Raw genomic sequence first — 14,418 nt, 5'->3', positions numbered from 1 at the left:
GGGCGGTCGGTCAGTCGCGCAGTGCGCGGGCGGCGTCCAGCCAGCCCGGGTCGAGGTCGTCCCGCCCTGCACCGGCGACGTCGATGACCCAGCGGGCCCGGTCGACGTCGCCGGTGAGCACGTCGACGACGCCGTCCCACGCTCGGCGAAGCAGCCCGCGCGCCGACTCCGCCTGCTCGGCCACCCACTCCCGCGCCGCGTCGATCAGCGCGAACGTCTCCCGCACCTCCTGAGCCTGCGTCCGCAAGTCCGTCTCCAGCGCCCGGACGAGGGACACGGTGCGCTCCGTGTCGGCGGCGGTGCGGGCCAGGTCCTCACGGAAGCTGTCCGCCGCGACCGACGCCCACGGGGTCTGCTCGCCGGCACGCAGGAGCTCCTGCCCGACGGCACGGGCGCGGGCGGCGACGTCGGCCATCTCGTCGGCCAGCGCCTCGAGGCGCAGCGGGAGGTCCCGGTCGCTCACGGCGTCGGCTCCTGCGTCGCCTCGTAGGACCACGTGGCGGACGCGGTCCCGGTGAAGAACGGCGCCAGCCCGTCCCGGGCCTGCGCGACCGCAGGGTCCTGCGAGGCGTCCACGACGGCGCCGGTGCGGCGGTAGAGCTCCAGGTCGTGGGCGGTGGCCGGGTTCTGGGCGCCGTGCAGGTCGGCAGGCACCTCGCCGGCGATGTCGCGGACGACCGTGGTGACATGGTGCCGGGGCGCGTTGGATACGCCGTCGAGCCGGGGCACCGGGTCCTGCTCGTGCTCGAGGGCGAGGACGTGGACGGACTCCGGCACGTCGGCGAGGGAGATGGGGGAGCCGCCCACGAGCACGTGGGAGTACCGGAAGGCCGGGTCGGGGTCGCTGGCGAGGTTGACGGCGACGATGCCGGCCTGGCTGTGCCCGGCGAGCAGCACCTCCGGTCGCCCGCGCTCCCCGGGCGGGATCCCGGCCGCCTCCATCGCGTCGGCCAGGGCGAGCTCCACCGCGGCGCGCATCGCCGACTCCTGCCCGGCGATCTCCTGGAGGTTGGTCTTCACGTCGGCGGGGTTCGTCGTCGAGCGTGGCTCCCAGGACTCCGTTCCGGGGATCTCCACGACGAACCGTGACTCGCCCGCCGGTCCGACGACGTGGGTCACCCGGATCTCCTGGCTCTCCGCGGGGCCGGACATGGTGTCGAGGTTGGCGAAGACGTCGGCCACGGAGCGCGGTGCGGCCCCCTCGAGCCGGCGGCGGCGGGAGATGGCCACCGGACCGTGGTGGAAGAGGCCGGCGCCGGTCCCGGCGGCCAGCAGCAGCGCCACGACGGACTCGTAGGAGAGCGGGTGCTCCTGGAGCCCGAACAGGTCCCCGGGGCTGTTGACCAGCGCGGGGACCCCGGCGAGCACCGTGTCCGTGACCCACGGCTGGTCGAAGAGCAGCTGGGCGCCGCCACCCACCAGTGCCGGGCCGAGCGCCGCGGCGAGCTGCGCGAGCCAGGCGTCGACGTCGTCGCGGGCGCCGCCCGGCAACGCCCTCGTCGCGGCCCAGCCCGCGCCGCCGACGGCGAGGGCGCCGAGACCGGCGAGGAGCAGGGTCGAGAGGATCGCCTCGCCCGCCGCGGCACGAAGGCCTTCGGCGGCCTCGGCCAGCGCGGCGTCGACGGCGTCGTACGCGTCCGCGGCGCCGCGCAGGTAGCAGCCGGTCGCCTCGTACTCCAGGGCCAGCCACGCCAGTCCCGCCGGCGGGAGCTGGGCGGCGACGGCGGACGCCTGGATGCGGGCCAGGCCGACGGGGGCGTAGAGGCCGGAGGCGAGGACGGCCGGGTCGAGGGGGACCCCGGCCACCCGGGCCGCGAGGTCGCGCACGTCCTGGGCGAGGTCGTCGAGCACGCGCGCCTGGGCCCGCATGTCGGTGGTGCGGGCATCGAGGGACCCGCCGCCGCCGGAGACCGTCAGCGCGGTCACTCGATGTCAGCCGTCCGGCCGGCCTGCTCCCGGGCGAGCCCCGCGAGGGCACCCAGCAGCTCGGCACGCAGGGTGCGGCGGCCGCTCAGCTGCAGCCCCACGGCCTCGGGGGTCGCCTCCGTCAGCCGCACGATCTCCTCCGCCGTCCACAGCCACGAGCTGCGGTACGGCGGCGTCCGGTGCTCGGTGCCCAGAACCGCGAGGTCGACAGCCCCGGTGAGCCGGCGGGCGACCGCACCGAGCGCGACGAACGCCTCCTCCGGCAGGTCCGCGAGGTGGTGGGCGACGTCCGGACGGTCGTCGCGGAGCGCCTGGACCATCGCGACGGAGCGTGGCCACGGCACGGTCACCGGCGCCCCGGGCCAGTACCGCTCGCCGGGCGGCGCCGGCGGCACGGCGCGCAGGAGGTGGGCGAGCAGATCCTCGGACCGGAGGAACGCAAGCTCGACCGCCGGCTCGTCGACCGCCGGCGCCCCGACCGCCGGTGCCTCGACCGCTCGCTCGCCGAGCACGGGGCCGTCGGCGTCCATGTCCGCCGTGCGACGTCGCCGGGCGAGAGCGACGGCGCGCGTGCCGTCCCAGGCGGCGACCTCGGTGACCGCCGTCGAGCCGTGGAGAGAGCTGACCCGGGCCCGCACTCCGGGCCTGCCGAAGAGCGCCAGACCGGTGACGACGGCGGGCAGCAGATCAGCCGGCGTACCCGCACCGTCGGGCGGGACCGTCACGGCCAGGCCCTGGGCGGCGAGCCGTTCCCAGGCGGCGGCCCGCTCGGCGGGGGAGAGGCTGGCCGCAGGATCGGGCGTGAAAGCGCTCGGAACTGCGAGGGCCGGGCCCTGGTCGAGCGCGCCGAGCAGGACGTGCCAGGAGGCAAGATCAACAGACAGGAGGAGGGGGCCCGTGATGTCGTGCAGCCGCAAAGCTCTGACCCCCAACGGAGCCCCCTCCCGGGTCGACGCAGAGGCGTCGTCCACCGGACGCCCCCTGCGTCCGCTGTGGCTCTATGTCTACCCGGGTGTCCGGTGGGCCGCCATGGGGAGAACTCCCCATGGACATCCCGTGTCGGAGTCACCTCAGGACACTGGTCGTCGGATACGGCCCTCAGGCTGGCCGGACAACCGCTCAGCAGTCCCCTCAGTGGCACACCGACGCCCCCGCACCCGGTGGGTGCGAGGGCGTCGTGGGCGACGGCGAGCCTCCCGTGCGCGCTACCGCTTGGGCTGGCGCAGCGGGATCGACGGCCGCCGCGGCGGTGCCTGGCGCGGGGCCGGCTGGCGCACCGGCGTGCTCTTGCGGCGCCGCAGGTCGGTCGTCGGGCGATGGGGCTGCTCGGCGATGTCGGCCATACCGCGGCCGAGGCTGTTGAGCGCGAAGGCGTGCAGAAGCGGTTCCAAGGGGTACCTCCTGAAGGGGCGGGGCCCGGACGGTCACGGGCCAGGGGCGATCCGTGCCACGTGTGCCGTGGCCGCCTGGGGCAGGGTCCCGTCGGTGAGAGTTGGACGGTCGCCGCAGGTCGGGCGCTGCCGGCGCCAGAGCGCCGGCCGGCTTCAGGAGTTCTTCTTCATGGCCGCCAGCCTGGCAGGAGGCGGAGCGGCACGTCGAGCGATTATTCGGCCGCCCGGCGCTCCCGGAGCACCTTCGTGAGGATGTCGAGCGCGAGGTCGAGGTCCTCGCGCTCGATCGTCAGCGGGGGAGCGAGCCGGATCGTGGACCCGTGCGTGTCCTTCGCCAGCACCCCGTGCGCGGCGAGCAGCTCGCACGTCTCCCGACCGCTCAGGCCCAGCGACGGCTCGACGTCGAGGCCGGCCCACAGCCCCACCGTCCGCACCGCCGCCAGCAGCCCCTCGGCCACCATTGCCTCGAGGCGCGTCCGCAGCTCCGAGCCGAGCGTGGCGGCCCGCGCCTGCAGCGTGCCCGGCACGAGCAGGTCCACCACCGCGATGCCGACCGCGCACGCCAGCGGGTTGCCGCCGAACGTGGAGCCGTGGGTGCCGGGGGTCAGGACGCTCAGCACCTCGCGCCGTCCGACGACGGCGGAAACCGGGAGGATCCCGCCGCCGAGCGCCTTGCCGAGCGTCGTGAGGTCGGCGCGGACGCCGGCGAGGTCCTGGGCGAGCGTGGTGCCCGTGCGGCCCAGGCCGGACTGGATCTCGTCCAGGACGAGCAGCACGTTCCGCTCGTCGCACAGCGCCCGCAGACGGGGGAGGTAGTCGGCGGGCGGGATGATGACGCCGGACTCGCCCTGGATCGGCTCGACCAGCACCGCGACGGTGGTCTCGTCGACGGCCTCGGCCACGGCGTCGGCGTCGCCGAAGGGCACGATCCGGAAGCCGGGCGTGTAGGGCCCGAAGCCGTCGCGCGTCTCGGGGTCGTCGCTCATCGAGACGATGGTGGTGGTGCGGCCGTGGAAGGCGCCGGACGCGACGACGATGCTCGCAGTGCCGTCGGGGATGCCCTTGACGTCGTAGCCCCACTTGCGCGACGCCTTCACCGCCGTCTCGACAGCTTCCGCGCCCGTGTTCATCGGCAGAAGCATCTCGGTGCCCGTGAGCGACGTGACGGCGCGGGCGAACGGCTCGAGCAGGTCGTGGCGGAACGCGCGCGAGGTCAGGGTGATGCTGTCGAGCTGCTCCTGGGCGGCCGCCACCAGTCCGGGGTGGCGGTGCCCGAAGTTCAGCGCCGAGTAGCCGGCCAGGCAGTCGAGGTAGCGCCGGCCGTCGACGTCCGTGACCCAGGACCCCTCGCCGGAGACCAGGACGACGTCCAGCGGGTTGTAGTTGGGCGCCAGGACGCTGAGGTTCGCAGCGTGCTTCGTCACCCCGGGAGTGGCCGTCCGGGGGGTGGCGCTCGGGACATCGGCGTGCTTGCGCAACGGTTCCTCCTCGTACCGATGATGGTGCTGACGCTAGGGCCAGCGGCGCCGGTTGGGAAGGACATGGGAGCGGCGTGGGTCACAATCCGGCCGCGATCCCTACTCAGGCCCGGGTCTGCTGCGTTACGGTGGGCGCCGGCCCGCATCTGTGCGGTCCGTGTCCGATTCAGGAGCGTTCGTGCTGAACCCGTGGAACCTCACCGTGCGTCACGCCGTCGACCTTTGTCGTCAGGCGAGCATGATGTGTGCGCCCGCGGCCTGCTGTTGTCGCTGAGTCCCGCTGATCGCGACTCGTTGACCGGCGCGTGAGAGTCCACGCGCCCCTCGCACCGCTCCTGGCGCTCCTGCGCCTCTGACCGTTGGGGCCGGCTCCCTTCGCCGTCCTCGCTGCCTTCTCCTCCGCCGTCGCCGTGCGGCGTCCTTCCCCGTGCGCCCCCTGCGCGCCCGGGCCCCTCCCCATCGAAAGGTCACACCCGTGTCCTCCACCCCGTCCCCGACGGCGACCGAGCCGAGGCGTCGGCTCCGTCTGCCCTCGTTCAGCACCCAGATCCTCCTCGGCCTCGTGCTCGGCGTTCTCGCCGGGTGGGCGGCGCTCGAGATCGGCCCCACCGCGGCCGGCGAGGACAACTGGCTCACCGTCACGCTGACCACCATCGGCAGCTCGTTCGTCAACCTGCTCAAGGCGGTCGTCCCGCCGCTGGTCTTCACCGCCATCGTGGCCTCCATCGCGAACCTGCGCGGGGTCGCCAACGGCGCCCGCCTGGCCGGTCAGACCCTCCTCTGGTTCGCGATCACCGCGCTCGTCTCCGTGGGCATCGGCATCGGCCTCGGCCTCCTGCTCCAGCCCGGCGCGAACGCCGCGGTGGACGCCGCGGACGCGGCCGCACCGAGCCGGACCGGCACCTGGCTCGACTTCCTGCAGGGCCTCATCCCGGCCAACTTCCTGGGCCTGGGCGCCTCCTCCAGCCTGGAGACCGGTGACGACGGCGCCATCGTCGGCATCACCACCGGCGTGAGCTTCAACGTGCTGCAGATCATCGTGATCGCCCTCGCCGTCGGTGTCGCCGCGCTGAGGTCCGGCAAGAAGGCCGAGCCGTTCCTGGCCTTCAACAAGTCGCTCCTGAAGGTCATCCAGACGGTGCTGTGGTGGATCATCCGCCTCGCCCCGCTGGGCACGCTCGGCCTCATCGGCCGCGCCATCGCCACCTACGGCTGGAGCTCGCTGACGAACCTCGGCACCTTCGCCGTGGCCATCTACGTCGGTCTGGCGCTCGTGCTGTTCGTGCTCTACCCGGTGCTGCTCAGGGCCCACGGACTCTCGGTCGGCCGGTACTTCCGCGGCGCGTGGCCGGCCATCCAGCTGGCGTTCGTCTCCCGGTCCTCGATCGGCACCCTGCCCGTCACCGAGCGGGTGACCCACCGCAACCTCGGGGTGCCGCGCGCCTACGCGTCCTTTGCGGTGCCGCTGGGCTCGACCACGAAGATGGACGGTTGCGCCGCGATCTACCCGGCGATCGCCGCGATCTTCGTCGCGCAGTTCTTCGGCGTGGACCTGGGCGTGACCGACTACCTGCTCATCGCCTTCGTCTCCGTGGTCGGCTCCGCCGCCACCGCCGGCCTGACCGGGGCGACCGTGATGCTGACCCTCACCCTCTCGACGCTCGGCCTGCCCCTCGAGGGCGTCGGCCTGCTCCTCGCGATCGACCCGATCCTCGACATGGGCCGCACCGCGACGAACGTCGCCGGCCAGGTCCTCGTGCCGGTCATCGTGGCCAAGCGGGAGGGCATCCTCGACCTTGAGCAGTACGCCTCCGCCGACGCCGAGGACCTCTTCGAGGACGACGACGAGGACGAGCCCGAGCTCGTCGCCGCCGGCACCGGCAACGACGGCGCAGCCGCCCCCGCGCTCGCGGCCAGCCGGGCGTAGCCCCGCCGCGCCTAGCCCCGCCGCGCCTAGCCCCACCGCGCCTAGCCCCGCCGGCGCGCGGCCCCGGGCAAAGCCCCATGCCGGGCCGCGGGCCGGGCGCAGTCCAGATACGCAGACGGGCCGGCGGCGGAGAGAATCTCTCTCCGCCGCCGGCCCGTTCCGGCTTCTCAGGCCTTGACGGCGAGCACGGGCGCGGAGGTGTTGAGCAGGATCTTCTGGGAGTTGCTGCCGAGCACCAGCTTGCCCACGGGAGTGCGCCTGCGCAGGCCGATCACGACGAGGCTGGCGCCGACCTCCTGGGCGATGGCGCCGATCTCGTCGGCGGCGTCCTTGCCCCGCACGAGCTGGCGCACGGTGCCGTCGATCCCGGACTCGGCCAGCTCCCGGCGCACGGCCTCGAGCTCGTCCTCGCTGGCGAGCAAGGGGTCGCGCACACCGTCACCCTCGGAGACGTTGAGGACGACGACGTCCTCGTCGTGCGCGCGGGCCTCGGCGATCGCTCGCTGGAGCGCGGCCTTGCCCTCGGGCTTGGTGGTGTAACCGACGACGATGGTCATGCGGGAGTCCTTCCTCGGACCGGGCAGGATGATCACCTGGCGTTACGGGCATCATGGCGCAATCCGGACCGCTTTCGCACAGGACCTGCGTCCCGGTGTCTCGGTGTCGGCACCCGCCGGGCGTCTCGGTGTCGGCACCCGCCGGGCGTCTCGGTGTCGGCTCCCGCCGGACGTCGCACGTCGGTACAGCGTCGCCGGCCTCCCGCCCCGTGCCCCGGGCCTGGAATCCTGGCCGTGGGCCGTGGGCCGTGGGCCGTGGACCACGGGCCGTTAGACCCGGTTCCAGGGCTCAAGGGACGAGCTTCACCAGGCCCGTGACGCCGGACGCGGCGGCGTCATCAGGTCGCCCGGCCGGATGCCGAGCGCCTGCGACAGCCGGCCCACCTCGTCCAGCGTCCACGGCACCCTGCCCGTGGAACGCAGGGAGACCGCCGACCGCGAGATCCGCACGATCCCCGCGATGTCGTTCTGAGCCAGGCCGTGGCGTGCCGCCTCCAGCCGGATGTTGGCGGCCACGACGGCAGCGAGCCCGTCGTCGTCGACGTGCGGGAGCTGGAACGGGTCGGCCATGGGAGTCATTCCGGGCTCCCGCGGCGGCCGTCGCCCGCCGCGCGAGCGCCACGCTCGGCAGCCGCGATCGAATGGCGTCGCTCGGCGGCGGCGATCGGATGGCGTCGCTCGGCCGCGGCGTTCGAGGTGACCTTTTCCGTGACTTCTACCCTCGCGCGAATCCGGGCAGCCTGCCTCGCACGGATTGCGCGCCGCTCACATCTGACACCGGGGCACGAACGCCACCAGCTCAGCGAGCACGAGGTGAGCGGGGCGCGCGGGTTCTCGCGCCGGTGGACTGATGAGCGCAGAGCTGGCTCCAATCGCGCTGTGCTGGATGTCGCCGAAAAGGTCATGTCGCCGCACGAAGTCGGCGAGGGGGTCGTGTCGCCGCATGATGTCGGCGAGGGGGTCGTGTCGCCGCATGATGTCGGCGAGGGGGTCGTGTCGCCGCATGATGTCGGCGAGAAAGTCACGTGACTTCGGCGTCGCGTCCCGGAAAGTAGATCTTCGGTCATGGCGGCGATAGTGGCTGGGCCGCTGCCCTGCCGCACGAGCGATGCACAGCCCGCCGACGCGACGAGCCCGATCCACAGGTCAGGTGCCGGAACCCGCGAGATGCCGTTCGACCTTGCGCAGCGCGAGTGCGGTCATGCCCTCGAGCACCGGAGTCAGCAGCAGGCGCGTCAGGGCACGGGGCAGAGGGCCGCGCAGCCACACGTCCTCCCGCCAGTCGGCCACACAGGTCCCGGGGCCGGCCGGCGTGACCGTGATCGTCACGTCGCCCAGGAGAACGGGTCCCAGCTTGCGCACCCTGAGCTCGCCGTCCTGGCGGACGGCGTCGGGATGACGTACGTGCTCGACCCTCATCCGGTCCGGGAAGAAGCCGGCCGTCACGGCCGTGAGCACGTCACCGCGCCGGGCGGGCGGGGGAGGGGCGTCGGTGGTCGTCAGCGGGATCCACCGGTGGTGCCCGCGGAGGTCCGCAAGGAGCGCGAACGCCTCGGGAGCGGGGGCGGGAAGGGTGCGGCGCACGCGGTCATCTTCACCCGGGCCACTGCTGCGCGCCTCCGATGGCCTGCTGAGACGCGTCACCCGACCGGTCGACACGGTGCAAACCTTCAGGAAAGAATCGCGACCTAGGTCCACGGGCCTGCAGCAGGTGAGCGACGGGGCAGCGGAGCTCCGGATCTCCTGCGGCCCCGACGAGGAGGACGTCTGATGCGAGACCCGGAGCAGGCAGCGGAGCACCTCGCGCGCGCCGTCGAGCTGGCCACCGCCAACGTGGCCTCGGAGGGCGGACCGTTCGCGGCCGTCGTCGTCACGGCGGACGGTCGCAGGTTCGAGGGCACCAACCGCGTGACCGCGACGCTGGACCCCACGGCGCACGCCGAGATCGTGGCCATCAGGACGGCGTGCCGGGAGACCGGGTCGCCAGACCTGGCCGGTGCCACCTTGTACAGCAGCTGCGAGCCGTGCCCGATGTGCCTCAGCGCGGCGCTGTGGGCGCGGGTCGACGCGGTCTACTTCGCCGCCGACAGGCACGACGCCGCCCGCGTCGGCTTCGACGACGCCGAGTTCCACAAGTACGTCACCAACCACGACCAGCGCGACCGCATGCCCCTGATCGAGCTGCGGCCCGACAACGCCACCGCCCCGTTCGAGGCATGGGAGGCGTTCGAGGACCGCGTGCACTACTGACGAGGTGCGGCCGCGCTCACGAGGTGCGGCGCAGCAGGTCGTGCTCGGCGATGAGCTCGCGCGACAGGGTCTTGTACCCCTCGTGCTCGAAGAAGATGGTGATCCTGTCCTCCTCGTGACGCATCACCACGCCGTCGCCCCACTCCGGATGGACGACGGCGGCCTGGAGCGGGAACGGGTCGGGCTCGCCTGACCGGCCGCTCCCGTCGCTCCGCTGCTCGCCGCCCGGGCCGAGCCCGTCGCCGTCGGCACCGGTGCCGCCGGTGCGCTGGGAGTCGACGTCGTGCTCCGAGACGCGCGGGCCGTCGACGTCGTGCTCCGAGACGGGCGGGCCGTCGGCGTCGTGCTCCGGGGCGCGCGGGCCGTCGACCTCGTCCGAGCTCAGCGACGCGGCCGGAGGGAGCGCGACGGTGGCGGGGGCCACGGGCGGCGACTCCGCCGTCGGCGGCGCCGAGACGGCCGACGGGGCCGACCCGCCGCTCGCGGCGACGGCCGGCGACGCGGACGGCCCCAGGTCGATCCCGCCGTCGTCCAGACAGACGTCGCAGGCCCCGCACGAGCCCTCGTGCGGCTCGCCGAAGTAGCCGAGCAGGAACTGGCGGCGGCAGCCTTGCGTCTCCGCATACCCGCGCACCATCTCCACGCGCGAGCGCTCGATGCGCTCGCGTGACTCGGTGAGCTCGACGACCTCGGCGACCACCGAGCGCGGGGCGGCGCGTCCCTCGGCGCTCACCCCGCGCCGGGTGCGCCGCGCGGCACCGACCTCCTGCAGCAGGTTCACGATGCCGGTGACCTTGCGGGCGGAGAGGCCGGTGCGCTCGCGCAGGGCCGCCAGCGTGAGCGGTCCGGTGGCTCGCCGGGCGGTGGTGAGGACGGCACGGAGGGCGTCCTCGTCGACCTTGGCGGAGGCGAAGAACCGGCGTAGGCCGAGGTCCTCGGGTCGGTAGTGCAGGACTGCCCGTGCCTCCTCGCCGTCGCGTCCGGCGCGGCCGATCTCCTGGTAGTACGCGTCGAGGGAGTCCGGCGCGTCGACGTGGACGACGAAGCGCACGTCGGGCTTGTCGATGCCCATGCCGAACGCCGACGTCGCGACGACCACGTCCACCTCGCCGTCGAGGAAACCATGGTGGACCTCCTCCCGCCGCCGTGCCGGCAGCCCGGCGTGGTAGGCCGCGACCGTGCGTGCAGGCACGCCGTCGCCGCCCTGGGCGAGCCGTTCGGCGAGCGCCTCGGCGTACCGCTCGGTGTCCTTGCGGGTGGCCACGTACACCAGGCCGGACCCAGGGAGCGCGGGGACCTGCTCGAGGACGGCCCGGCGCTTGCTCTCCGCGTCGGTGTGGCGCACCACGGACAGCTGCAGGTTCGGACGGTCGAAACCGCGCGCCACCACGAGCGGCTCGCGCAGCCTCAGCCGCTCGATGATCTCGGCCTGGACGGGCGTGGCGGCGGTGGCGGTCAGCGCCACGACGGGCGGGCGCCCGACGCGTTCGGCGACGTGCCCCAGGGCAAGGTAGTCGGGCCGGAAGTCGTGGCCCCAGGAGGAGATGCAGTGCGCCTCGTCCACGACGAACAGCGACGGCCCGAACGCGCGGATGCGGTCGACGACCTCGTCCTTGGCGAGCTGCTCGGGCGAGAGGAAGAGGAACTCGGCGTCCTCCTTGCCCACGGCCCGCCATGCGCGGGCGTTCTCCCCCTCGCCCTGGGCGGAGTTCAGCGCCACGGCCTCGGGAGCGCCCTGCGCCTCCAGCCCGGCCACCTGGTCGGTCTGGAGCGAGATGAGCGGGGAGACGACGACGGTCGGACCCCGGCGCAGCACCGCGGGCACCTGGTAGATGCCGGACTTGCCGTACCCGGTGGGCATCACGGCCAGGACGTCGCGGCCCTCGACGACCGCGACCATCGCCTCCTCCTGACCGGGGCGGAGCTGCTCCCAGCCGAAGGAGTCGCGGGCGACGGACCGGACGGCGTCAGCGGTGGCGCTCATGCGAGCTGCCCGACGAGCGCGGCGTCGGCGTCGGCCAGGACCAGCTCGCCGTTGATGCCGATGGCGGCGCGGGACCCGAGCTCGGCCGCGCCCAGCACCTGGGCGGAGAGGTCCGCGACGTTGCCGACCGCCCACAGCCCCGGGACGGAGGTGCGGCCCTCGGGGTCGGTCGCGAGGAAGGTGCCGAGGTCGTTCTGGGTGGTCTGCGGTGCCAGCTCGTCCCACGGCCCCTGGTCGAGCACGAAGCGCGGCGAGACGAAGAGCGCGTCGCACGGCAGGACGGAGCCGTTCGCCAGCCTCACGCCCGCGAGCCGGTCGTCCTGCTCCTCGACGCCCTCGACCCGTCCGGGCACGACGGTGACCCCCCGGGCGGCGAGCAGGGCGCGCTCCCGGTCGCCGAGCTCGTCCGCGTCGACGTCGTGGAGCACCACGGTGACGTCGTCGGAGAGCTGGCGCAGCAGCAGGGCCTGGTGGACGGCGCCCTCGGCGCTGCCGGCGACCACGCCGAGCGCCTGCCCGCTGACCTCGTGACCGTGGCAGTAGGGGCAGTGCAGGACGTCGCGGCCCCAGCGGCCGGGGAGCCCGTCGATCTCCGGCAGGACGTCGGTGATGCCCGCCGCGACGACGACGCGCCGGGCGACCACCGGGCCGCCGTCGGCGAGGATGACGCGGAACCACGGTCCCGGGACGCCGTCCGGGGCGTCCTCGGTCGTGGCCCGGACCACCTCGTCCCGGGCGATCTGGACGCCGTAGCGCTCCACCTCGGACCGAGCGAGCTCGAGCAGCTCGGCGGGGTCGATGCCGTCCCGGGTGAGGAAGCCGTGCAGGCTGGCGGAGCAGGCGTTGCGGGGACGGCCCGCGTCGACCACGAGCACCCGGCGGCGGGCGCGCCCGAGGACGAGGGCCGCGGAGAGGCCGGCGGGACCTCCTCCGACCACGACGACGTCGTAGCGGGGGAGGGAGGCGGTGGGGGCGTCTGTCACTGGTTCACTCTGCGGCCCGAGGGCCGGGGCGGCAATCGGAACGGGCATGCCCGAGAGGCCGGGCTCCGCCGTCGGCTCATAGGGTGGGAAGCATGACGGAGCAGCCAGCGGCAGCCGTACGGACCGACGAGGGAGCGCCCGCGCCGGCGCACGGCCGGGAGTGGTGGCGCACCGCCGTCGTCTACCAGATCTACCCGCGCTCCTTCGCCGACTCCGACGGCGACGGCGTGGGCGACGTGCGTGGGATCATCGGCAGGCTGGACTACCTGCAGCAGCTCGGGGTCGACGTCGTGTGGCTCTCGCCGATCTACTCCTCGCCGCAGGACGACAACGGCTACGACATCTCCGACTACCAGGACATCGACCCCACGTTCGGGACGCTCGCGGACGTCGACGAGCTGATCGCCGGCCTGCACGCCCGCGGCATGCGCCTGGTGATGGACCTGGTGGTCAACCACACCTCGGACGAGCACCCGTGGTTCGTCGAGTCGCGCGCGGGCAAGGACTCGCCGAAGCGGGACTGGTACTGGTGGCGCCCGCCGCGCCCGGGCACCGTGGGCGGCACGCCGGGGGCCGAGCCGACCAACTGGCACTCGTTCTTCTCCGGGTCCACCTGGGAGTGGGACGAGGCGAGCGGGGAGTACTACCTCCACCTGTTCTCCCGCAAGCAGCCGGACCTCAACTGGGAGAACCCCGAGGTTCGCCACGCCGTCTACGACATGATGCGCTGGTGGGTGGCCCGCGGCGTCGACGGGTTCCGCATGGACGTCATCAACCTCATCTCCAAGGTGGTGGGCGAGGACGGCTCGCTGCCCGACGGCGCGGTGGACCCGGCGCTCCCGGCGGGGGTGCGGTTCGGCGACGGCTCGCCGCACTACACCAACGGGCCGCGGCTGGAGGAGTTCCTCGCCGAGATGCACCGCGAGGTCCTCGCCGACGGCGGCCGCGACGGCGACGTGCTGCTCACCGTGGGGGAGATGCCCGGCGTCACCCTGGAGCTGGCGCGCTCCGTCACCGACCCGGCCAGCCGGGAGCTCGACATGGTCTTCACCTTCGAGCACATGGGCGTCGACCACGGTGAGCGCGGGAAGTGGCAGCTGCGGCCGCTCCACCTGCCCGACCTCAAGGCCAACATGGCCGCGTGGCAGGAGGGCCTGGCGGACGCCGGGTGGAACTCGCTGTACTGGAACAACCACGACCAGCCCCGCGTCGTCTCGCGCTGGGGCGACGACTCCGCCGAGCACCGGGTGAGCTCCGCCAAGACCCTCGGCACGGTGCTGCACATGCTCCGCGGGACGCCGTACGTCTACCAGGGCGAGGAGCTCGGCATGACGAACGTCGGCTGGGCGGAGATCGAGGACTACCGCGACATCGAGACGCTGAACTACTACCGCGAGTCCGTCTCCGGCGGCGCCTCCGACGGCGAGGTCATGGCCGGCATCGGGCCGGTCAGCCGTGACAACGCCCGCACGCCGATGCAGTGGGACAGCGCCCCGAACGCCGGATTCACCACCGGCACCCCGTGGCTGTCGGTGAACCCCTCCTACGTCGAGATCAACGCGGCGGACGCCGTCGCGGACCCCGACTCGGTGTTCCACCACTACCGCCGGCTCATCGAGCTGCGGCACGCCCTGGACGTGGTGGTCGACGGCCGGTTCGAGCTCCTGCTGCCGGAGCACGAGCAGGTGTTCGCCTACACCCGCACGTCCGACGGCGGTCCCACCTCCCGCGGGCGCACGCTCCTCGTGGTGGCCAACTGGTCGAGCGAGCCGGTCGCGGTGACGCTCCCCGGGCAGGCCCGGGCGCTCGCCGGGGAGCTCGTCCTCACCACGCATCTCGACGGCGCCCCCGCCGACGGCGAGGCGGTCACCCTGGCGCCGTGGGAGTCGCGGGTCTACCTGGCCTGACCGCGTGGCCGGCGA

Annotated in this window: 14 protein-coding genes; 4 read left to right on the top strand and 10 right to left on the bottom strand. The window is 73.7% G+C overall.

Features of this window, described 5'->3' with window-relative positions:
* Nucleotides 1–10: 10 nt before the first annotated feature.
* The 5 genes from ATJ97_RS19430 to rocD all read right to left on the bottom strand — a co-directional run bounded on the left by ATJ97_RS19430 (nt 11) and on the right by rocD (nt 4,741).
* Entirely contained in the window at nt 11–463 is a 453-nt protein-coding gene (locus ATJ97_RS19430; protein WP_143426899.1) for a hypothetical protein, read from the bottom strand.
* Nucleotides 460–1,926, bottom strand: a complete 1,467-nt coding sequence (locus ATJ97_RS06960) for a hypothetical protein (protein WP_098483112.1) — start codon at nt 1,924–1,926, stop codon at nt 460–462. Before ATJ97_RS06960 ends, ATJ97_RS19430 begins: the two co-directional genes overlap by 4 nt.
* The gene (locus ATJ97_RS06955; protein ID WP_143426898.1) at nt 1,923–2,858 is read right to left on the bottom strand and encodes a hypothetical protein; all 936 of its coding nucleotides are present in this window, start codon (nt 2,856–2,858) and stop codon (nt 1,923–1,925) included. Before ATJ97_RS06955 ends, ATJ97_RS06960 begins: the two co-directional genes overlap by 4 nt.
* 273 nt (nt 2,859–3,131) lie before the next feature.
* Nucleotides 3,132–3,317 carry a hypothetical protein gene (locus ATJ97_RS06950; protein WP_098483110.1) on the bottom strand — a complete coding sequence of 62 codons (186 nt, stop codon included), beginning with the start codon at nt 3,315–3,317 and terminating at the stop codon, nt 3,132–3,134.
* A gap of 212 nt (nt 3,318–3,529) precedes the next feature.
* Nucleotides 3,530–4,741: an ornithine--oxo-acid transaminase gene (gene rocD, locus ATJ97_RS06945; RefSeq protein WP_211287082.1), complete on the bottom strand. Its 1,212-nt coding sequence runs from the start codon at nt 4,739–4,741 to the stop codon at nt 3,530–3,532.
* A 529-nt stretch (nt 4,742–5,270) separates the two neighbouring features.
* Here rocD and ATJ97_RS06940 point away from each other — a divergent pair.
* On the top strand, nt 5,271–6,722 hold the full coding sequence (locus tag ATJ97_RS06940; RefSeq protein ID WP_098483108.1) for a dicarboxylate/amino acid:cation symporter: 1,452 nt from the start codon (nt 5,271–5,273) through the stop codon (nt 6,720–6,722).
* A 167-nt stretch (nt 6,723–6,889) separates the two neighbouring features.
* Here the strand turns inward: ATJ97_RS06940 and ATJ97_RS06935 are convergent, their stop codons facing one another.
* Both ATJ97_RS06935 and ATJ97_RS06930 read right to left on the bottom strand, forming a co-directional pair.
* On the bottom strand, nt 6,890–7,279 hold the full coding sequence (locus tag ATJ97_RS06935; RefSeq protein ID WP_098483107.1) for a universal stress protein: 390 nt from the start codon (nt 7,277–7,279) through the stop codon (nt 6,890–6,892).
* A 303-nt stretch (nt 7,280–7,582) separates the two neighbouring features.
* Nucleotides 7,583–7,858 carry a helix-turn-helix domain-containing protein gene (locus ATJ97_RS06930; RefSeq protein ID WP_143426897.1) on the bottom strand — a complete coding sequence of 92 codons (276 nt, stop codon included), beginning with the start codon at nt 7,856–7,858 and terminating at the stop codon, nt 7,583–7,585.
* Nucleotides 7,859–8,158: 300 nt separating this feature from the next.
* Between ATJ97_RS06930 and ATJ97_RS19705 the strand changes: the two genes are divergently transcribed.
* Nucleotides 8,159–8,308, top strand: coding sequence for a hypothetical protein (locus ATJ97_RS19705; RefSeq protein WP_170037189.1), 150 nt, complete (start codon nt 8,159–8,161; stop codon nt 8,306–8,308).
* A 117-nt stretch (nt 8,309–8,425) separates the two neighbouring features.
* Here the strand turns inward: ATJ97_RS19705 and ATJ97_RS06920 are convergent, their stop codons facing one another.
* Nucleotides 8,426–8,863, bottom strand: a complete 438-nt coding sequence (locus tag ATJ97_RS06920; protein ID WP_170037186.1) for an SRPBCC family protein — start codon at nt 8,861–8,863, stop codon at nt 8,426–8,428.
* A gap of 186 nt (nt 8,864–9,049) precedes the next feature.
* On the opposite strand from ATJ97_RS06920, the gene ATJ97_RS06915 reads away from it, so the two are divergent.
* Nucleotides 9,050–9,529, top strand: coding sequence for a nucleoside deaminase (locus tag ATJ97_RS06915; RefSeq protein WP_098483103.1), 480 nt, complete (start codon nt 9,050–9,052; stop codon nt 9,527–9,529).
* A 16-nt stretch (nt 9,530–9,545) separates the two neighbouring features.
* Here ATJ97_RS06915 and ATJ97_RS19420 read toward each other — a convergent pair whose 3' ends face one another.
* Together ATJ97_RS19420 and ATJ97_RS19695 are read right to left on the bottom strand one after the other, a co-directional pair.
* Complete coding sequence (locus ATJ97_RS19420; RefSeq protein ID WP_245862227.1) at nt 9,546–11,513, bottom strand: RecQ family ATP-dependent DNA helicase; 1,968 nt, start codon at nt 11,511–11,513, stop codon at nt 9,546–9,548.
* Entirely contained in the window at nt 11,510–12,496 is a 987-nt protein-coding gene (locus ATJ97_RS19695; protein ID WP_245862224.1) for an NAD(P)/FAD-dependent oxidoreductase, read from the bottom strand. Before ATJ97_RS19695 ends, ATJ97_RS19420 begins: the two co-directional genes overlap by 4 nt.
* Before the next feature lie 92 nt (nt 12,497–12,588).
* Here ATJ97_RS19695 and ATJ97_RS06905 point away from each other — a divergent pair, with 92 nt between their 5' ends.
* Complete coding sequence (locus tag ATJ97_RS06905; RefSeq protein ID WP_098483102.1) at nt 12,589–14,403, top strand: glycoside hydrolase family 13 protein; 1,815 nt, start codon at nt 12,589–12,591, stop codon at nt 14,401–14,403.
* Nucleotides 14,404–14,418: the final 15 nt, after the last annotated feature.

The organism is Georgenia soli (assembly GCF_002563695.1).
Lineage (GTDB): Bacteria > Actinomycetota > Actinomycetes > Actinomycetales > Actinomycetaceae > Georgenia > Georgenia soli.
Note: the sequence above shows the minus strand (reverse complement) of the source record. Positions and strands in the feature narration are given on the sequence as shown.

Coding starts and splice junctions, on each gene's coding strand:
- ATJ97_RS06935 (WP_098483107.1), bottom strand. CDS start 7,279: ATGACCATCGTCGTCGGTTACACCACCAAGCCCGAGGGCAAGGCCGCG.
- ATJ97_RS06930 (WP_143426897.1), bottom strand. CDS start 7,858: ATGACTCCCATGGCCGACCCGTTCCAGCTCCCGCACGTCGACGACGAC.
- ATJ97_RS06915 (WP_098483103.1), top strand. CDS start 9,050: ATGCGAGACCCGGAGCAGGCAGCGGAGCACCTCGCGCGCGCCGTCGAG.
- ATJ97_RS19420 (WP_245862227.1), bottom strand. CDS start 11,513: ATGAGCGCCACCGCTGACGCCGTCCGGTCCGTCGCCCGCGACTCCTTC.
- ATJ97_RS06905 (WP_098483102.1), top strand. CDS start 12,589: ATGACGGAGCAGCCAGCGGCAGCCGTACGGACCGACGAGGGAGCGCCC.